The sequence below is a fragment of the Nodosilinea sp. FACHB-141 genome (assembly GCF_014696135.1).
GTDB lineage: Bacteria > Cyanobacteriota > Cyanobacteriia > Phormidesmidales > Phormidesmidaceae > Nodosilinea.
Genome location: NZ_JACJPP010000002.1, coordinates 19,759 through 39,948 on the forward strand (window position 1 = coordinate 19,759; position 20,190 = coordinate 39,948).

Annotated in this window: 15 protein-coding genes; 11 read left to right on the forward strand and 4 right to left on the reverse strand. The window is 53.8% G+C overall.

Features of this window, described 5'->3' with window-relative positions; all coding sequences use genetic code 11:
- Positions 1–150 precede the first annotated feature (150 nt).
- Both H6F59_RS00115 and H6F59_RS00120 read right to left on the reverse strand, forming a co-directional pair.
- Complete coding sequence (locus H6F59_RS00115; RefSeq protein ID WP_190694092.1) at positions 151–1,494, reverse strand: hypothetical protein; 1,344 nt, start codon at positions 1,492–1,494, stop codon at positions 151–153.
- Between the two features lie 257 nt (positions 1,495–1,751).
- On the reverse strand, positions 1,752–2,021 hold the full coding sequence (locus tag H6F59_RS00120; RefSeq protein WP_073610913.1) for a GlsB/YeaQ/YmgE family stress response membrane protein: 270 nt from the start codon (positions 2,019–2,021) through the stop codon (positions 1,752–1,754).
- Between the two features lie 736 nt (positions 2,022–2,757).
- Between H6F59_RS00120 and H6F59_RS00125 the strand changes: the two genes are divergently transcribed.
- The 4 genes from H6F59_RS00125 to H6F59_RS00140 all read left to right on the forward strand — a co-directional run bounded on the left by H6F59_RS00125 (position 2,758) and on the right by H6F59_RS00140 (position 8,323).
- Positions 2,758–4,683 carry a 3-oxoacyl-[acyl-carrier-protein] synthase III C-terminal domain-containing protein gene (locus H6F59_RS00125; protein WP_190694093.1) on the forward strand — a complete coding sequence of 642 codons (1,926 nt, stop codon included), beginning with the start codon at positions 2,758–2,760 and terminating at the stop codon, positions 4,681–4,683.
- Positions 4,680–5,585, forward strand: a complete 906-nt coding sequence (locus H6F59_RS00130) for a DUF6999 family protein (RefSeq protein WP_190694095.1) — start codon at positions 4,680–4,682, stop codon at positions 5,583–5,585. The genes H6F59_RS00125 and H6F59_RS00130 overlap by 4 nt, the downstream gene beginning before the upstream one ends.
- Positions 5,586–5,668: 83 nt before the next feature.
- Positions 5,669–7,486, forward strand: coding sequence for a M3 family oligoendopeptidase (locus H6F59_RS00135; RefSeq protein WP_190520207.1), 1,818 nt, complete (start codon positions 5,669–5,671; stop codon positions 7,484–7,486).
- 282 nt (positions 7,487–7,768) lie between these two features.
- Complete coding sequence (locus H6F59_RS00140) at positions 7,769–8,323, forward strand: DUF421 domain-containing protein (RefSeq protein ID WP_190694097.1); 555 nt, start codon at positions 7,769–7,771, stop codon at positions 8,321–8,323.
- Between the two features lie 4 nt (positions 8,324–8,327).
- Here H6F59_RS00140 and lepB read toward each other — a convergent pair whose 3' ends face one another.
- The gene (lepB, locus tag H6F59_RS00145; RefSeq protein WP_190520204.1) at positions 8,328–8,885 is read right to left on the reverse strand and encodes a signal peptidase I; all 558 of its coding nucleotides are present in this window, start codon (positions 8,883–8,885) and stop codon (positions 8,328–8,330) included.
- A 552-nt stretch (positions 8,886–9,437) separates the two neighbouring features.
- Between lepB and H6F59_RS00150 the strand changes: the two genes are divergently transcribed.
- Positions 9,438–9,647 (forward strand): DUF2949 domain-containing protein, encoded by a 210-nt coding sequence (locus H6F59_RS00150; RefSeq protein ID WP_242021184.1) that lies wholly within the window; start codon positions 9,438–9,440, stop codon positions 9,645–9,647.
- A gap of 46 nt (positions 9,648–9,693) precedes the next feature.
- On the opposite strand, the gene H6F59_RS00155 is transcribed toward H6F59_RS00150, so the two are convergent.
- Positions 9,694–10,755, reverse strand: coding sequence for an AI-2E family transporter (locus tag H6F59_RS00155; RefSeq protein WP_190694099.1), 1,062 nt, complete (start codon positions 10,753–10,755; stop codon positions 9,694–9,696).
- 487 nt (positions 10,756–11,242) lie between these two features.
- Between H6F59_RS00155 and H6F59_RS00160 the strand changes: the two genes are divergently transcribed.
- The 6 genes from H6F59_RS00160 (at position 11,243) to ilvD (ending at position 20,178) form a co-directional block, all read left to right on the forward strand.
- Positions 11,243–12,571, forward strand: a complete 1,329-nt coding sequence (locus H6F59_RS00160; RefSeq protein ID WP_190694101.1) for a C1 family peptidase — start codon at positions 11,243–11,245, stop codon at positions 12,569–12,571.
- A 196-nt stretch (positions 12,572–12,767) separates the two neighbouring features.
- Positions 12,768–13,826, forward strand: coding sequence for a diguanylate cyclase (locus H6F59_RS00165; RefSeq protein WP_190694110.1), 1,059 nt, complete (start codon positions 12,768–12,770; stop codon positions 13,824–13,826).
- A 599-nt stretch (positions 13,827–14,425) separates the two neighbouring features.
- Positions 14,426–15,583 (forward strand): hypothetical protein, encoded by a 1,158-nt coding sequence (locus H6F59_RS00170; protein ID WP_190694112.1) that lies wholly within the window; start codon positions 14,426–14,428, stop codon positions 15,581–15,583.
- 874 nt (positions 15,584–16,457) lie between these two features.
- Positions 16,458–16,958 carry a hypothetical protein gene (locus tag H6F59_RS00175; RefSeq protein WP_190694114.1) on the forward strand — a complete coding sequence of 167 codons (501 nt, stop codon included), beginning with the start codon at positions 16,458–16,460 and terminating at the stop codon, positions 16,956–16,958.
- A 498-nt stretch (positions 16,959–17,456) separates the two neighbouring features.
- Positions 17,457–17,903, forward strand: a complete 447-nt coding sequence (locus H6F59_RS00180) for a hypothetical protein (protein WP_190694116.1) — start codon at positions 17,457–17,459, stop codon at positions 17,901–17,903.
- Positions 17,904–18,333: 430 nt separating this feature from the next.
- Positions 18,334–20,178: a dihydroxy-acid dehydratase gene (gene ilvD, locus H6F59_RS00185; RefSeq protein ID WP_190694118.1), complete on the forward strand. Its 1,845-nt coding sequence runs from the start codon at positions 18,334–18,336 to the stop codon at positions 20,176–20,178.
- Positions 20,179–20,190 lie beyond the last annotated feature (12 nt).

The following is a 20,190-nucleotide window of genomic DNA, read 5'->3' on the forward strand; positions in this document are numbered from 1 at the left end:
GATTAGCAATTTGTGGAAATGGGGGCGATCGCCCCCATTTCCGCAGGCCCACAGCGCAGGATTTCCCTCAGTAACCAATGAGTCTGCCCTAATCCGCGCTGGGAGAGCGTAGTCGGCTAACGTCACAACAGATGCTCTGTTGAACAGCCTCTAAACGGCAAAGCCGGTTTTTTGCTTCTGTTTGCCCTTTGACTTTTTCTTTGAGGAGCCTTGATCTACCTCTTGCATCGCTTCCTGAAACAAGTCTTGCAGATGCATAGGCACACTTGCAATCTCTGGAAGCTTAGGCTCCAAAGGCTTTCCGGCCTGTACTAAAACATCGTCTAGATCATCTATGGTTAGATCTGAGCGGTTGAAATGTCTCCCCAAAGCTGCCATCAACGGCGTGGCGTTGTCTTCAGCAAAGCAATGCCAAACGTAGGCGTTGACCGCATCTTCCTTGAGATATTTTTGAATGAGCTGGTCCGCCTTGCTTACAGATGCGTCATCGGGCGCTTCAAACAGCTGGGTCAAGCGCACGTAGTCTTTGAGGAACGTCTGTCCCCAACGGGGATGAACAAACACCGTCACAGCTTCTGCCCGACGCAGCTCATCAGGAAGGTTGATGGGCGGCGTTGCCATCTTAATCGCCTTATCATCCTTGAGGAGCCGGTCCACCTCTTTCCCGTCTTTGCCAAACGAGGCCATTGACTCAGCCACCTCTTCCTCAGAAACCCCAGACTCAGCGACCAGTTCTTTAAGCGACTTAGAACTGTCAATGCCGAGCGCCTCTAAACGACGCTGGGTAGAAATCTCTTGATACTCTTTGAGCTTTTTGTTCAGCTCATAGCCTGACAGAGTAATGCGATCGCCCCCAAAAAAATCCACAAAATCGTGGTGGTAGCGCTCCACAGATTTCCAGGCTTCTTCTAAAAGCTCAGGGGCATCACCATACAGATGGTCAGGAAACCAGTTTTTAAAGTTGCCGATCGCAACGGCTAGCTTCGGCTTACCCAGCTTGCCCAGCAGCATCAAAGGGCCTGAAAACGTCCAGACATCATTCACATCTGGCGACAGCCGAGTAACCACAATCTCTCCGGGGCTAAGACGAGCCAACTCTTCGGCCGACTGCGCCCCACTTGGCTCGACCCAATAGAGCTTTTCCGTTAGCCAGTTCATCACTTCATAGCGTTCTGGCGTAGCCTGAAGTACTTTGAACAGGCCATTAAACGTTTTCTTCCAGCTCTCAGCCAAAGCCCGGTCACTCGGGGATAAGCTGGGCTGATTTTCAATAAAGATATCCAGCACCGATTGGCCAGCCACCTGACCTTCCGTTAAAAACATGTCGATCGCTAGGTTTGAGCGACTAATGCCTTGCAGGTTAGTGGCTGACCAAAGCTTCAGTTGATCGGCACTGTAGCGCTCTAAGGCCGTTGCTAGATCGCCCTCAGCATCTAACACAAAGGCATGCAATGCCTGTTTCAAAACCTGAGACTGATTTACGTTATCGCTCACACAGAACCTATCAACACAACGCAGGCAAAACTGCTGCTAACCTACCTCAAAAAATGATTTAGGACAACTCTTGCACGGCTGCCCAAACCATTACACCCATACAAACGAAAAAGATAAGCCCAACTAACGGAGGAAGAGCCGTTGTTCTAGGCATATTGCCTAGGTCGACCCTGAGCGAGTGGTGGCGATCGCCACCACTCGCTACAATCCAGTTAATTGGTACTTATCTATTTTTATTCGTAGCGGATAGCTGGTGACTAAACGGCACGCTTGGCAACTGCGTAGTAAATGAACAGAGCAACGATGGCGCCCAAAACAGCGATTACCACACCACCAATGCTGAGACCCGTTGCCGTGAGGGCTAGCGATCCTGTGGTCAGTAAGGTGTAGAGGCTACCACCAACAAATGCACCAATTACACCCAAGATCAGCGTGCCCAAGATGCCGCCGCTCTGATGTCCAGGGTAAATTGCTTTAGCAATCGCACCTGCAATTAAACCCAACACGATCCAAGCTAGAATATTCATGCCTTCTCTCCAAATGTTTTAGTAGGCAACCAGTGCCTTTTCCTTACAATCAAACAATAACTAAACAAGCTGAGTTGGCGAGACCACCCAAAGAGATAGTTGGCCTTTGTCTAAAGGCATACATAGGTTTTGGTGGCCAAAATTACTGGTACTTTGTTGGCTTTTTCGCGTTTTGCCCACCTACTTCCTAGGGTTGAGCGTCAAGCAAGGTTTATGAACGGCAGGTCAGCCATGCTAATAGCCAGTGCAGTTCTAAGGAGTCTCGTTAAGTTGACTGGGCACCAGTTTTCTTGCCGCATAGGGCGTGTGGTCAATTCAGGCCAAAATCCTGTTCCTATCAGCATTACCCCGCCCAAAGAAGATTAGGGACCGTAACTGCTGACGCTTGAGCCGTCGCAATCAATGGACGACACCCCTAGACAGTATGTCTAATTTAGGCAACAAACCGTTGGCCTCCTTGGCTATAAGGTCAAACTCTAAAGCGGCTCGGTTTAGTTCAAGGCGCTGGGCAGCAGTGCTTTACTGGGCAAATGGCTCACCTGACAAAAGGTTTAGGGCTAGGTCAATTGGGGCATCTTGAGACGATGCATCTCGTCAACTGTTTTTTGTGGATGATTCTGCTTTAGCTTCTGGCGGCGTGCTGTCAGGACCGAGATCGATTCACTTGCTATAGCGCAGCACCAACGGGCCGCACAGGGCGGCAACTGACAGACTCACGCTTAGAGGTCTAACCCCCATGACGTCTTTCACCCCCTTCGACCGGGCTCAGCCGCGAGCGGCCTACATCACCCACATTGGCAAATGTCTGCCGGGAGACCCGATCGCCAACGATGAGATGGAAGCCTATCTAGGCCAGGTAGGCGATCGCCCCTCCCGAGTCAAGGCCCGCATTCTCAAAAGCAACGGCATTCAGCAGCGCTACTACGCCCTCGATCGCCAGCAGCAGACCACCCTCAGCAATAGCCAGATGGCGGCAGCCGCGGTGCGAGACACTTTGGCCCAGGCTGAGCTAGACCCCAAGACCATTGATCTGTTAGCCTGCGCCACCACCTGGCCCGACCTGCTGGTGCCGGGCTTTGCCAGTATGGTGCATGGGGAACTGCCGGAGCTGGCCTCGGTAGAGGCGACCTCTCACCAGGGGGTGTGCTGCGCTGGCGTGGCGGCGCTCAAATACGCGGCGGCCCAGGTGCAGCTGAGTCAAAAGCGGCAGGCGATCGCGGTGGCCTCAGAACTGGCCTCGCGGTTGTTTAAGCACACCCGGTTTGAGGCCGAAACCGCCCATCAAGCGCGGGCTGCCCTGCCCTTCGACACCGAGTTTCTGCGGTGGATGCTGTCGGATGGCGCGGGGGCCTGCTTGGTCAGCGATCGCCCCAGCGCTAGCGGCCTCAGCCTCAAAGTCGAGTGGATTGAGTCGGTCTCCCACGCCAACTCCCATCCGCTGTGCATGTATGCCGGGGTCGATACCCCCACGGCGCTGACCAGCTGGATGGACTTTCCCGATCAGGGGGCAGCGGCAGCGGCAGGAGCACTCAACCTGCGCCAAAATATTCGTCTGCTCGACCAGGTTGTGCAGCTGGGCGTGGAGGGCTGGATCAGGCTGATCGAAGCTGGTCGGGTGCACCCCGACCAGGTGGACTGGCTGCTGTGCCACTACTCGTCACATTTCTTTCGCAGTCAAATCATCAATCTGCTTGAACAGGCGGGCTGCATGATTCCTGAGGAGCGGTGGTTTACCAACCTCTACACCCGGGGCAACACCGGCTGCGCTTCAATCTACCTGATGCTGGAGGAGTTATTTAACTCGGGCAAGCTGTGGCCAGGGCAGCAGATCTTTTGCTTTGTGCCCGAAAGTGGCCGGTTCACGACCGCCTACATGCTGCTGACGGTGGTGGAGGCGACTGGGCCAAGCCAGGATTTTAACGCCACGCTGCTGCCGGCCACTGCGGCGATCGCCTCCCCTGACCGTCCCCCCTCAGCAACCGCTGCCCTGGAAACCGAAACCCCTGACACAGTCTCTGAAGCGCTGTTGCGCCAGCTGATGCTGGTGTGGCTGACCTTTGAGCGAGAGCTGCGGTCCGTCCCCATCGTCAGGCGATTGCACCGGGGGGAGTTTACCCTCGCAGACTACCGGGCGCTGCTGCGAGCCTTGCGCCCCCAGGTGGTCGATGGCGCCCGGTGGATTGCCCGAGCCGCGTCAAATATGACTGACTTTGAGCTGCGATCGCACCTGATCGGCCACGCCCGCGACGAGCACCGCGACTTTCAAATGCTGGAGCGCGACTACGTCTCGGTCGGGGGGCAGCTCGAAGAGATTCTGGAGGCTGAGCAAAACATTGGTTCAGAAGCCCTATCTTCCTTTATTTTCCAGCGCGCTTCCCGCGAAAACCCGATTGATCTACTGGGCAGCATCTTCATTGTGGAGGGGCTGGGCAACCGCATGGCGGGCCAGTGGGCTGCGCTCATTCAACAAAGCCTGGGGTTAGATAAGACCCAGATCTCCTTCCTCAGCTACCACGGCGAGAACGACGAGGCCCATGTGCAAAAGCTCGATGCCTTTCTTAATGCCGACTGGATGACGGCGGCGATCGCCGCCCGCATTGTCAAAACGGCCCAGGTCACCGCCCGCCTGTACCGCCTGCAACTAGAAGAGATTGACCTATGACCTATACCCCCGTGCCCCACAACCGGCAAGACCCTAACTATTGGGATGCTATCTATGCCGACTGGGCCATCCCCCTCGACCCCACCGCCAAGGCCTACATGGTCAAAGACCTGCAAAGCTGGTCGCGCTCCTACCTGCTGCTGCCGATCAAGCTCTTCGCCAACCTGGTCATGGCTTTGATTATGACGCTCAAGCGGCTCTTGCCCTTTCAATTTCGCAACTACTGGCTGATGCACCAGTTAGCCGTCTGGTTTCTTAACACCTTCACTACTCCCGAAGCCTGCTACCTGATTGTGCGCCACTTTGCCATTGGCTCTAATATCGTCAATTTTTTAATCGACAATGGCCCCGACCCGACCCTGCCCCACGCCACTCTCTACCCTCGCCGGGTGGAGGACCTGGCCGCTAACGCTTTTTTAGAGCACGACATCAACCTCTACAACTTTGTGCTCGACTATCATCGCGCCCAAGAGCAGCACCCCAATTGGCTAGAGAGTGTACGTCAGCGAGGGCTCAGCTATGGGGGCATCCGCCCGGTGTCCGTCGAGATCGACATCACTCGGCGGGGCTGGCTCCAGGTGCTCGATATGGAGTCCTCCCTGGAGCTGTTCAAGATCTGCTATTCCCTCTGGGTCACCAGCGACGAGTTTGAGCGGGCAGTGCTTTCCCTTCAGTTCGACGAAAGTTTTGCCCTCTACTTTAGCCGGGTAACCGGCGACTACGCCTGGAACCACACCGTGAAGAACCGCCATCCCCTGGCTCCCAACAGCCCCTTTGGCTCAGCCCGCAATCTGCTGCTGCACGGTCTGGCCTCAGAGTCGCTCCAGCGCTATTTGGAGCTAGCCACGGCGGATAGCTGCCCTGAGGCTAAAGCTGTCGCAATAAACCGCGTTGCTCCTTAATGGCGCGATCGCATCTTTAGGGGCTTAGCATATTCTGAGAGGTTAGGTAAGCTAAAGGCAATGCCCTTTGCTCCATTGCCTTTATGCCCATCCTCCATCAAACCTGGGATAACAGCCACTTCTTCGCGGGCAGTGATGATCCCCAAATTGCCGCAACGGTTGAGCGGATCAAAGCGGAAATCGATACCCTATCCACCCTCTGCGCCCCGTTCATCGAGCACATCGAACCTGCCGAACCCCTTACTCAGGAAAAGTTTGAGGGGTTGCTGGCTCAAGTTAGAGCCGCCCACCAGCAGCGCACCGCCACCGCCAAACGCCTGGGCAACCTCCGCACCTTTATCTCCTCTATTCTCAGCGTTGACTCCCGCGACGCCAGCGCCAGCGAGTGGAAACCCACCCTGCAACAGCTCGGTGCCGAAATCAGTCAGGCCACTAAGGCCTTAGACATTTTTCTGCTGCGGGTCGACAACGCCTTTATCCAGGCCTTGATTGCCGATCCAGTCCTCGAAGAGCTGAGTTTCTCCCTGCTGCACCAGCGTCAGCTCAACGACCAGCTGCTCAGCCTAGCCGAAGAAAAGCTAATCACCGGCCTGGCCGTCAACGGCCTGCAGGGCTGGGGCAACCTCTACACCGAGCTATCGGGCACCCTGCAATGCACCGTGGCCGGTGACACTGTGGGCTTGGCCAAGGCCTTTAACCTGCTCAGCTCCCCCGATCGCACCCTGCGCTCCGAGGCTTGGCATGGGGTCAACGCCGCCTGGGAGAGCCGGGCCGAGACGGTTGCCACCGTTCTCAACGCCATCAACGGCTGGCGGCTAGAGGAAACCAAACAGCGATCGCGCCACCGCAGCCTGCACTACCTCGACAAAAGCTGCCACCAAAGCCGCATCGATCGCACCACCCTCGACGCCATGATGGAGGCTACATACCAGCGGCGTAGCCTCGGCCAGCGCGCCCTAACGGCCATGGGCAAAGTGCTCAAAATCGAGCCCATGGCCCCCTGGGATTTGTTTGCTCCGCCCCCGGCGGCAGACCAGAGCGGGGGGTTTGCCTTTGAGGCGGCGATCGAACTGGTCGCCGACGCCTTTCGACAGTTCAGCCCAGCCATGGGCGACTTTGCCATGATGATGGCCGAAAAGGGTTGGATTGACGCCCAACCGACCCCCAACCGGGCCACGGGGGCCTACTGCACCAGCTTCGCCGAGCCCAAAGAACCGCGCATCTTTATGACCTTCGAGGGCAGCATGAACAACGTGCTGACCCTGGCTCACGAACTGGGCCATGCCTGGCACAACTGGGTTATGCAGGATCTGCCCCGCTACAAAACCTTTTACCCCATGACCCTGGCCGAAACCGCCAGCATCTTCGGCGAAACCCTGGTGCGCGATGCTCTGTTTGAGCAGGCCAGTACCCCCGAGCAGAAGCTCAAAATTGCCTGGGAAGAAGGGTCTGCGGCGGCGACATTCTTGCTCAATATTCCAGCTCGGTTCACCTTTGAGCAAAAACTGGTCGAGTCCCGCAAGCAGGGGTTTGTGATTGCTGACAATCTCAAGACCATGATGCGCGACAGTTGGCAGCACTGGTACGAAGACAGCCTGGCCAGCTATGACGACATGTTTTGGGCCAGCAAGCTACATTTCTCGATCGCAGAGCTGGGCTTCTACAACTATCCCTACCTGTTTGGCTATCTGTTTAGCCTGGGCATCTACGCCCAAAAAGACCAATACGGCGCTCAGTTTAACGACCTATACACCAAGCTGCTGCGCGACACCGGCAGCATGACGGCGGAGGATGTCGTGCTGCGTCATCTCCAGCAAGACATTCGCCAGCCTGAGTTTTGGCAGGACAGTTTAGACATTGTCGATCGCGCCGTCAGCCGATTAGAAAGCCTGGTGGTGTAGACGCAAGAATCCACAGCATAGTTATTGCCAGTCACTAGAGCCTTGTGCTGTGGCGAAGTTTGGCGATCGCCAAATTTCGCCTGCTTGGTTTATAGACAATCTTTGCGGCCAACTTGAGGCTGAGCAGATGCTTAAGCAGGCTTCTGTTACAGCATTGAACACCTGCTGATTCACAAACTCTGTAACAAGTGAAGACTAGTTAGGACAGCCCAAAATACCGAAATTCAAGCTCGTTGAGCATCTCTTTCATCTTTCGCTCCTCTATTCTCGTTCTTCTAAGATATGAACATCATTCACGATCTGTGGATACCCAACATATCCATTCTTGAAAAGATTATTCGGCCAATTTTGGTCTATGGCTTTTTGCTCATTGCCCTGCGGCTGGGGGGCAAACGAGAGTTAGGGCAGCTGACGGGCTTTGACCTGGTCGTGCTGCTCATGCTTTCTAACGCCGTGCAAAACGCCATTATTGGCGACGACAACTCGGTCTTAGGAGGGTTAGTTGGGGCGACTACCCTGCTGATCACAAACTATTTAGTGGTGCGTTTAGCCTATCGCTATCCTCGCATTCAGCAGGTGGTCGAAGGCCGATCGACGCCGCTGCTGTTAGATGGGCAAATGATTTCAAAAAATCTGGCCAAAGAGCTGATTAGCGAAAAAGAGTTTCGCACGGTGCTGCGCCGTCAGGGGTTTGAAAACCTAGCGGAAATTAGAGAAGCCATTTTAGAAACCAGCGGCAGCATTACCGTGGAGCGAGCCACCGATTTACCCACCCCCGTTGAGGCAGAACTGCTGCGCCGGCTCGATCGTATCGAGCAGCGGCTCCGGCAGCTATAGCGGTTTAGTCAAGATCCCCAAGGCGATCGGGAGGCCAAAACCGGAATACGGCGCGGCCAATCAGATGGTCAGCCGGCAAAAAGCCCCAGTAGTGAGAATCAAAGCTCTTGTTGCGGTTGTCGCCTAAAACTAGATAAGAATCATCAGGCACCGTCACAGGCCCATACTGGTAGTCGGGCTTAGCCGCGATGTAGGGCTCTGACTGGGGCTCGTTGTCGACGTAGAGCTGGCCGTTTTTGACCTCAATCACGTCTCCCGGTAGACCAACCAGCCGCTTAATGAAGGCCTCGTTCTGGCCTAGGGCGTCGGGGGGACGAAACACTACGATGTCGCCCCGCTGGGGATCGCCAAAGTCATAGCTCACCTTGTCGATGATCAGGCGATCGTTGATTTCCAGAGTGGGCAGCATTGAGCCCGAGGGAATGTAGCGCGCCTCAGCCACAAAGGTGCGAATGCCCAGGGCCAGCAGCACGCTAAGACCTAGGGTTTCGACGGTTTCACGCAAAATTCCTTTGCCTCTGGGGGCCGAAGGGCGGGGAGGGGTAGAGCTGGAATCGATCATGACTGACTCACTTACAGGGGGTGAAAGCTAATTTTCGCTGAGGCAGGGTCATTGTTGACATAAACAAGGCCAATCACGCCATCGTCGCTGCCACAATGCTAGCGGTAAATAATCCGGTGAGCATAGGTGACCTCAAGAATGCTCTGGAGGTAGCTAGCCATAACGACACGATCGCGGTTGTGATTGAGCCAATCATAGGCGATAGAACCAGGAGACTTAGCGTGCAGTAGGTCAAAATTACCAGTGAATGCTGTTTCCCTAGCCCAGCCGATAGAGGAAACAGCTGATGTGCTGCTTAAATAGGTGGACCATCCTATCGATACGATTGATTTCTACCCATGGATTCTAGGCTATGGGCTATGTATGTCATTACAGTGGCATGACTGTGACAAAGCAATCGATTTAGGCCCTATGCAACCAGGCTGAAACGCTAGCGACACAGTATTGCCACAACCGCTGTTTACGCTTTGCCTTCAAATTGGACTGTCCTGATTAGCCCACTGCGGCTACTGATGGGCAAGACCAACGCTCCCTCACACTAGGAAACTTGCTATGACCTCACCACTGCTCAGCCGGTTGGTTAGCTTCGTGCAAACCGAATTTGGGGTATCCAACGAAGAAGTGGCTACCGCGTTCCACCACAGTGACTCTGCCACCCAGCTGCCAATGATTCTCTGGCAGTATGGCTTTATCAACACAGCTCAGCTCGACGCACTGTTTGCCTGGCTAGAACGGGCCAGATTTCGCTCCGTTGAGGGGTAGAGCGATTAGGGTTTGGCCAGCGATCGTAGGTTCTCCATGCCGCCGGTCAACCGACTGGGTTAGCCCCTGAGGATGGCTCAGAGGGTTGATAAATCTCCTCAAAGATTCGCTTGATTGCTCCCGCCAGCGGCACGGCCAGCAGCAACCCCAACACCCCCGCGATCTGGGAGCCAATCAACAGCAGCACCAAAATCCACACGGGGTTTAGCCCAATGAGATCGCCCAAAATTTTGGGGGCAACGGCATTATCAATCACCTGATCAACCAGCAGAGCCACCACTACTAGCTCTCCCCCTAGCAAAATGCTGTGAAAACTCACGATGATGGTAGCCGTAAAGATGCCCACAACATCGCCAAACGGAATCAGCGTCATCAGGCCAATGCCGATGCCAAACACAAGCCAATAGGGAATGTGGAGCAGAAAGAAGACGGTCGTTAGACTGGTGACCATGAGTAGCGCGATCGTGGCCTGCCCCACAAAATAGTTCTTAAACTTTTCCTGAAACGCCAGCCGAATCTGACCGCCAAGGTTGCCCGGTAGCCAGCGCAGCAGACCGCTCCAAAACTCATCCCCATGCAGCAGCAGGTAGAGCGTCAGCACGACCGTAATCAATACTTCCACTAGGCTGTCAGCGACGCCAACAACCACTTCAAGCAGCTGATCGGGTAGCTGAGCCACCTCATCGGGCAGCATTTGCGCCACCTGTGTCGCCAGCGCGGTGACATTTAAAGGAATATGTTGAACCGCTAGCCAGGCATCCAACGCCTGAAACTCCTCGCTACCCGACTCTAACCAATTAGGCAGGCGAGTTTCCAAATCTCCCAACTGCTGAAGCAGGGCCGGCACTAGGGTAAAGCCCAAAACTCCCACTAGCCCAAGTGCCAAAAGCAAAATCAGCGCGATGCTGACACCGGGTTTAATGCCGCGCTTTTCAAGCTGCTCAATCGGATAGCTCAACAGAAACGACAGCAGCGTGGCGGCAATCAGCATGGTAAATGGTGTTTGAAAGGTCTGAAAGACCCTGTAAAGCAGCCAGATGTTCAGAATGGTCAGAGGCAGGGCAATTTCCCACACCAGCCAACGGGGCAGCTTATCGAATGCTTGCATGGTCAATGGGCGTAGCCTATCAGTACGGTCTATAAGACTTAAGGTAGCGTCTTGCGATTGAGGCAAGCGGCGCGCTGAGGTAGAGATTAGCAGTCAGTGGATGCCTTACATTAAATCCCGAGCTAATGTCCCCCGATTTGTAGGGACGTAGCATGCTACGCCCCTACGGGGTTCCTGATTACGAATTGGGGTCTACCAAATCGGATTTGGTATTAGATGATCTGCCCTAAGGGATCCACAAATTAGAGTTCCGCTTGAACCTCATTTTTGGGGAGAACTTTGAACCTGGATAGCCTATTTGTTATCGGTACTGGCGACTTCTTCCAGGGTGAGTGGGCGCGTGAGGGCCACAGGCAACAAAAGCCTCAGCAGACTCCGCTTCAAACTGCCTTACCGTTCTTTAAAGGTAGTGCAATATTGGGCTGCCATGCTGCGCTCGCTAGGGGTGTGGGGGGAATGCTTAAGAAGCCATTCCTCAAGGTTATACATGTTTACGCAGACCCGTAAGTTTCGCATTGGCGGTTATCAGCCGGGGCAAAAGCCGGACGACGTTAAGCATCACCAGATTGGCCGATTTGGGAAAGAGGAGTTGCCGGGCCGGGTCGATTTGCGCCACCACATGACTGAAGTGGAAGCGCAGGTGGGCAACAGCTGCGTAGCCAATGCCTTTGTAGGGGCCTACGAATATCTGGCCAAGCGCGATCTGGGTGATGCTGGTAACGTCAGCCGTCTGTTTGTCTATTACAACGCGCGATCGCAAACCGGTAGCCACAACGAAGATGCTGGCACACAGATGCGTTGTGCGATCGAAACCCTAATGCAGCACGGCGCCTGCTCCGAAGACCTCTGGCCCAATGACGAAGAGCTAATCTTCACCGAGCCTGACACCGGGGCTTATGACCACGCCTCTAACTTCAAAATTGTCGAAACCGAGACCATCGATACCGACCTAGACCTCTGGCGACATACATTAGCTGAGGGCTACCCGATCGCCTTTGCCCTCAACACTTTTGAATCGTTTGACGAGGCCACCCGCAACAAAGGCCGCGTCCCTCAGCCCAAGCGCTCCGACAACGTGCGCGAAACCCACGGTTGGCACGCTATGCTCTGCGTCGGCTACTCCGACAAAGACCGCTTCTTTATCGTGCGCAACTCCTGGGGGCCAGAGTGGGGCGATCGCGGCTACTGCTACATTCCCTACGACTACGTCATCCACGACGACTACAACGGCCACGACTCCTGGATTATCAAGTCTCTCAGCGATCTCGACTTTAGCGCCGAAGTTTGGGAAGAGGACGAGTCATTCTTCGCCGATGAATGCTCGCTCTTGCTATACGACTTTTACATTCATACCGAAGACCCCGAAGGCTTCACCGACGCGCTTGCCGCCCTCTGCCTCACCTACGTCGAAACCGAAGACGACTACTACTTCGACTACGACTACAACGAAGACGAAGGCAGTCCCTATTTACTCAACATCCTCAACTTTGACCTCAGTGTTGAGGACGGTACTGAGTTTGTTGCCGAGCTAGACGCTCTCTGCCAAGAGTACGCCGTTGATGAATCTTATAGCTTCGGCTACGGCAGCAGCGACGAAGAAGCGACTGAGGAAGACGAAGCCGTAGAAGAAGAATCCGAAGAAGAGTACGCCGAGGAGGAATCTGAAGAAGAGTACGCTGAAGAGGAGTCTGAGGAAGAATACACCGAAGAGGAATCCGAGGAAGAGGAATATTCTGAGGAAGATGAGGAGGAGTACGCCGAAGAAGAATCCGAGGAAGAGGAGTATTCTGAGGAAGAGTACACCGAAGAAGAATAGCCGACTGACGGTACCTTGATTTCGATTAGCATGGCTTGCAGCGGCAAATTCTCCCAATGCAAGCCATGCTTAGGACGGTTGAGGATAGTTAGCTATAGGCGGGTAAATGCGTCGCTCTAAGCCACATAACAAAAGCCGCTCAAGCGGGTGCTACGCTTCAGAAGCTCTCTACGCGTCGACAAGCTAAAATCCTTGAATGGATGCTGATTACATCTCAACGCTGAAACAGCGGGTCAAACAGCTTGCTCTAGAACTCGAGCAAACCAAGGCTCAACTGAAACTGGAACAGCAAGAACGTGCCCAGACAGAAGCGACCCTGCGCGCAAGTAACGAACAGCTCCAGCAAATTCTCAACTCTACCGACGCGGGTATTGCCCTTGTCGACGCCGAGCGACGATACCAGTTTGTCAACCGGTTTTATGAAGTACGCTTCAACCGTTCCCGAGAGAGCATTCTAAATAAATACGTCTGGGATGTAATTGGTGAAGAAGCATACGCCTCTGTCAAAGACTATGTTGAGCGCGTTTTAAAGGGAGAGCCTCAAAGCTTTGAATTTGGCATGGTCTATCGCAATGGTGACTACGTCTATCTCACCAGTTGTTTAACGCCAGCCTTCAGCAGTGACCAGGAGGTAGTTGGCTACTATTTATTTGTTTTTGACAGCACAGAGCGCCGTCGTCTTGAGCAATCTCTCCAGGCCGCCAATACAAAGCTAGAAAAGTTAGCCACCGTAGATAGCCTCACTCAAATCGCAAATCGACGAAAATTTGATGACTATCTAGAGCAGGAATGGCAGCGCGCCCTACGCAGTCAGCAGCCGCTCTCGTTGATTATGTTTGATGTTGACGCATTCAAACGCTATAACGATTACTACGGTCACCAAAAGGGTGATGACTGCTTAGTTAGCATTGCTCAGACGGTTAAATTAACAGTTGAACGGACGACTGATGTGGTAGCCCGCTACGGGGGCGAAGAATTCGCCGTTGTTTTACCCAATACTGATTTGTTTGGCGCAACTGCGATTGCAGAGCAAATTCAACAGGCCGTTAAAGCCCTAGCCATCCCCCATGAAACCTCAACAGTCAGCACCGTTGTTTCGATTAGTTTGGGTGTTGCTAGCCTAATACCCACCACCATCGGGTCGCCCAAGCAGCTTATTGCCAGTGCCGATCGGGCGCTCTATGCCGCCAAGCAGCAGGGGCGCGATCGCTACGTTGTTGACAGCACCCAAGGTCAAGGCTCCACACCGTCATAGAAGGGTAGGAAAGGATGTTGGCGTCGATCGCTCAGTTTCCCGCATGCCTGGAGCTTCCATATTAAAAATGAAGGATGTGAATACGATCGCAGAACAAGCTAAAGCCTAGGTGGCCAAGTGCTGCTGCCGCCCATGGCGATTGAGGGTACGCGCAAGTTTAGATAACGGCGATCGCGACCGTCATCTAAACGAGAACCAGGCAAGCAAAGAAGGATCATGACTTGCTTACACCAGCAATCATGGAATTTGCTTGACTTGGGCAGAATAGACAAAAAACTTTAACTAAATTCCAGATTCTCAATCGAGAATCTGGTGAAAAACAGCTAGCAAACAGTGCGCTTGATCAGCAGGCAACCTCAAACTCAATCTAGAGGTCTTCAGAAGTTCGCTCTAAGCAGATTGTTAAGCTGCAATCGTACTTGCTGTTGTACAAGTAGCTTGAATAGTCTTGGCATTCGGGCACTCAACGAATTTTAACCTATCGTGCCTCCCTTCTATGCCATTCGATAGGTCCTTCCGCTTGAAGAAATTTTTAGCATTACCTAATAAACGCCTCGATTTAACCTCTTCAAACCTCAACTCTAATTCTACCTAATCCCATGAGCTTTCTTTCGCTAGAAGAACTAAAAGAACTCGTCGAACAGCCACAAGGATTGTGTATATCGATGTACATGCCGACCGTACAGGTAGGTTCAGATACAAAGCAAAACTCTGTCCGGTTTAAAAACCTAATTCGGCAAGCAGAAGCACAGCTAGAACAGTATGAATCGCGTCCAGATGATTCGGCTCAATTCTTTGCGCCCGCCCTCGAATTAGACAATGATGAGTTTTGGCAGCATCAGAGCGCAGGATTGGCTTTGTTTGTCGCAGAAGGATTCTTTCGTTATTACTGTGTGCCGATCGAACTGATTGAATTGGTGGTTGTGAGCGATCGCTTCCACCTTAAACCGCTAATTCCACTGCTAAGCGGAGATGACCGTTTTTATATTCTCACGCTTGGTCAGCGCGATGTGCGTCTTTTAGAAGCCAATCGTTACGGCATCACTCGTGAAATTGAAATCGAAGGCTTGCCAAAGGATATGGATGAAGCCTTGCAGTATGACGAAACATCGAAGGATCAACAGCGGCGCCAGGAAGGTGGCGCTGGTCGTGCAGGCTTACAAGGAGGTGGCTCATATCACGGACAGGGAGCCGATCGCGAGAACGTCAAGGAAGACTTATTGCAATACTTCCTGCTAGTGAATAAAGCGCTGCACAACTTTTTCCGCAATCGCCGTGCGCCGCTTGTTCTAGCTGGGGTTAGCTATTTGCTGCCGATTTACCAAGAGGCCAATACTTACAATTTCATTGTGGAAGAAGGTATTCAACACAACACAAAGGAACAAACAGCGCAAGAGCTGCATGCAGAAGCTTGGGCGATCGTGGAGCCACAGTTTGAGGCAGGCAAGCAAAATGCGCTCGACTATTATCACGAGTCGAGTGCCGCTGGTAAGGGCTCGGATGACTTAAACGAAGTGATTCAAGGTGCGTTCTATGGTCGTGTAGAGCAGCTCTTCGTTCCTGTTGGAGTGCAAAAGTGGGGGCATTTCGATCCAGAAGCAATGGAGCTTGAAATGCACAATGATGCTCAACCGGGTGACGAAGATTTACTGAATGCAGCAGCGATTCAGACGATCTTTCATGGTGGAACAGTACATGCAGTTGAACCGCAGACGATGCCGGATGACGCCCCGATCGCAGCAGTATTTCGCTACTGATTGCGTGTGAAAAGGCGCAACTGCCTCTGCTCGGTCGGTAGAGACCTTTGTGAGCGATCGCTATCCAAGCCTTCCCTCAAAGATTTGGGTGGCGATCGGATTATGCCGAAAAAAATGGTGTTGGGTTCACTATGAATCCAGCCTGTGAGCCGGATGATTGTACCCTAGCTACCCCGCTTACACTGCCTTAGCGGGTAGCTAGGGCAGTTCGCGTTCTATTTTCCTTTACCTGCCCCGCCCTGGGGCAAGCCTTGCTCACTAACCATAGAAGGAAACAGAACCCATACCTCAATGCCTTGAACTAGCCGCCAACGGGGCGTCCAATCTTCTACCTGTTCAGCCTACCAAACCCCATCCTCGGTCAGAGCGAGTGCGCCACATGATCTATAGCAGCCTCGCCGGGCTAGACCGCACTATCAAAATTCTCCCTGTCCTCGGCTATACCAACCCTACTAACTGCTACCCCGATTCCACCCAGCATTGCCAACTCAGAGGAAATGGCACGGTCGTTAGGAGATGGGGCGTGGATTGATCATTAAGACCAGAATTGCGCGAATCGAGTAAGCACTTCTTTCTTAAGAAAGTTGTTTACCAGTTTGAGTATAGTGATTTGGGCTACAAGCCCTGGCTGCATCTCCCTCAAACGGAGGGCTGGTTTAGTCCTGGTTTCTGCCCTTAGAGCGAAGGAGATATTCATTTATTCTCCTAGGCTGAGACCATATTCAATCCGCACATTCCTAAACCGCTAAGACCTTCTTAGCATCAAATGCGGAAATTTCACCTCAAGTTAGTTACTTCACTGAATCTCAAATTGCCTCCAAAACTTTATTGGCGGGCAACCGACCATCAATTCTTGAAAATATTGGATAGTGCCATGATTACACTTTTTCGTTCTTTTTTGGTCGCGGTTTATCGTCAGCTTCCTGGCTTTTTAGCGCGACTGGGCTCAAGCTTTCAAACTGTGCAAATGCGCCAACCTCTAACTCGCTTAGCCGCCCAAACGGCTATTGTTAGTGTGTTGGCTATGGCCTTGTGGGTGGGCTCCATCGGTGCCTACACCCAGTCTGCCCAAGCAGGCGACAATCTGGATGGCAGAGTCTATGAGGGCGAAGCTGTGCGTCAGTCCCGCGAGCCCGGTAGCCGACATAATGTCACTGGTAGCGACCAGCCAGTAGGAACTCCGCAAGGGCTCTCCAAGGCACCCGAAGATCAGGCTCAGGGCATTCTAGACAACGTCAAGGATGCGGTTCAGAGCGTCTTGCCCGGTGAGCCCGGCAATGGAGTTGGCCAAAATGCCTACAACCCCAACACCAACCCAGACACTAACCCCAATACCCACGCCAATACCAATCCTGTCTCTACCCAGAAGCGCTAGGGCAGAGACTTAGTAACCCCATTACGGCATTTTTGCAGGCTAGTAAGGCACATGAACTGCCCTAAGACCTTTGGCATCTGGGTCCTAACCGTGCCTTATGTCGCTAGGAAATGCTGCATTGCTCCCTCTCTCGAGGACTCTCTTACCCTTCTACTCAAAAATGAGCGATCGCGCTATGCATCGCCTGTTTTAAGAGTGGAGGGTAAGTTTTTTTGATATCAATTTTTTTAGTAGTAACCGCTCTGCTCAACGCAGATAATCTTGACCGATATCTTCCCTTACAAAAATGAGGCAACCAATCGGAGTCTTTACAGCCCCTTTCAAGAGGGCAGTGAAGAGAGGATCCAAAATCTATAGTGCTATTTCACAGATTTGATATGCCAATAGCTATCAAATTCTCTCAAAATCGGGCCAGAAGAAAGTCTATCTAGAGGATGTTTTAGCAAAGAGGGTTAGCAAGGTAAAACTGGATAGTTAAATTCTATGAGGACTATGTCTATGAAGTCTAATCGTTTTATGAACCAACTTTCGACCCTAGGTCGTAAATTGACTGCAACCATAGTTTGCCTAGTTGCGATCGCCTTTGTTTGGCAGAGCCCACTGGCCTCAAATATCTCAGCCATGGCTTCCCCCGCTGGAACTCTGATTGCGTCCGCAGACGCTGGTAACCAGGTCAAGGGTGCCGCTGAAGATATCAAAGGGGCTTCTAAAAATATCATCCGCGGTACGGAAGACAAAGTTAAAGATGCTGCTAGAAGCAATGCCTCCAAAGTCGATCAGGCTGACGAAACAGGGAGCGCTGTTGAGGGCAAAGCCAAGCGTGATCGCAACCGTATTGAGCAAAAAGCATCCAAAGATGCCGATCGCACTGAGCAAGCAGCAGAAAAATCCATGAACGCCGTTGAGCGTGCCGTGGATAACATCAAAGGTGCTTTTAGCGACTAGTTTTAGCGCCTGAGAGTGTAGAAAAATAAGGTGGTAAACGCCTTAAGTAGCGCTCTTTGATCTCGTTATCAAGCTCTAGATGCCCACCAACCCGATCGGGTTGGTGGGCGTCCCTTATTTATAAGGACAAACGCAGCCAACCTAACCTGTGCGTTCTTCGGCTAGGGCGGACAAGAAGGCTAGGCGACGGGCTCAACTGCTTTAGAAGTTACTGCGCTTTTCAGCGCCTCACTCTGACTTGGCAGTGCGGTGGGCGATCGCGCCTATCAAGCACTGTCGCTTAAAAAAATCTAGAGCCAGACCATAGGCAATCCGTTGGGCAACTTGAACCGTATAGTCAGCTATTGTGGTTATTACAGTTTGTAGTCTCGCTCGTGTCTTGCAGGCGCTAGGGCCAGACTATAGACAATCCTTTAGTCTAGAATGCGCCATGCCGACCTATCGCTCCAAAACCTCCACCCAGGGACGCAACATGGCCGGGGCTCGCGCCCTCTGGCGCGCCACCGGCATGCAAACCGCAGACTTTGAGAAACCCATTATTGCGGTGGCCAACTCCTTCACCCAGTTCGTGCCGGGCCACGTTCACCTCAAGGATTTGGGTCAGCTGGTGTGCCGCGAGATTGAGGCCGCAGGCGGCGTCGCCAAAGAATTCAACACCATCGCCGTCGACGACGGTATCGCTATGGGCCACGACGGCATGCTATATAGCCTGCCCTCCCGCGAGATCATCGCCGACTCAGTCGAGTACATGGTCAACGCCCACTGCGCCGATGCCCTAGTCTGCATTTCCAACTGCGACAAAATCACCCCCGGCATGCTGATGGCGGCCCTGCGACTCAACATTCCCGCCGTGTTTGTCTCCGGTGGCCCGATGGAAGCGGGCAAGACCAAGCTTTCGGAGCACAAGCTCGATCTGGTCGATGCCATGGTGGTAGCGGCTGACAGCAGCATCAGCGATGAAGTGGCCGATGAGTACGAGCGCTCCGCCTGCCCCACCTGCGGATCCTGCTCGGGCATGTTTACCGCCAACTCCATGAACTGTCTCACCGAGGCGATCGGCCTGTCGCTGCCGGGCAACGGCACCACCCTGGCCACCCACTTCGATCGCAAAGATCTCTTCCTCACCGCCGCCCGCACCATTGTCGATATCACCCGCCGCTACTACGAGCAGGACGACGAGTCGGTGCTGCCCCGCTCGATCGCCAGCTTCGAGGCCTTTGAGAACGCGATGATGCTGGATATCGCCATGGGCGGCTCCACCAACACCATTTTGCACCTGCTGGCTGCCGCCCATGAGGCTGGGGTCAACTTCACCCTCACCGACATCGATCGCCTGTCACGCCAGGTACCCCAGTTCTGCAAAGTCGCCCCCAACATCCCCGACTACCATGTGGAAGACGTGCACAGGGCCGGCGGCATTCCCGCTATCTTGGGCGAGCTGGATCGCGCAGGGCTATTGCACACCGACGTGCCGACCGTCCACAGCCCCACGATGAAGGACTCCCTCGATCGCTGGGATGTGCGCCGCACCAACGACGAAGCCGTCCACACCTTCTTTAGAGCAGGCCCAGCAGGCATTCCCACCCAGCAGGCCTTTAGCCAGTCGACCCGCTGGCCCACGCTCGATCTCGATCGCGAAAAAGGCTGCATTCGCAGTGTCGACCATGCCTACAGTGCCGAGGGCGGTCTGGCGGTACTCTACGGCAACCTGGCCGAGCGCGGCTGCATTGTCAAAACCGCTGGCGTCGATGAGAGCATTCTGGTGTTTGAGGGCAAGGCCCGCATCTACGAAAGCCAGGATGCCGCCGTCAACGGCATTCTGAAAGATGAAGTGCAGGCGGGCGACGTGGTGATCATTCGCTACGAGGGGCCGCGCGGTGGGCCGGGCATGCAGGAAATGCTCTACCCCACCAGTTACCTAAAGTCGAAGGGGCTGGGCAAGGTCTGCGCCCTGCTCACCGACGGACGTTTCTCGGGCGGCACCTCGGGGCTCTCCATCGGCCATGCCTCACCAGAGGCGGGAGCTGGCGGCAATATTGCTTTGGTGGAAGAGGGCGATCGCATCCTCATCGACATTCCCAACCGCACCATCAATGTCGATCTGTCCGCAGAGGAGTTAGCCAACCGCCGGGTGGCCATGGAGGCCAAGGGCAAAGACGCTTGGAAGCCTGCCCAGCCCCGTCAGCGGCGGGTAACCGCTGCCCTCAAAGCCTACGCCCTGCTGGCCACCAGCGCCGACCAGGGCGGCGTGCGCAACCTGGAGATGCTGGAGTAGAGACTCTCGCTT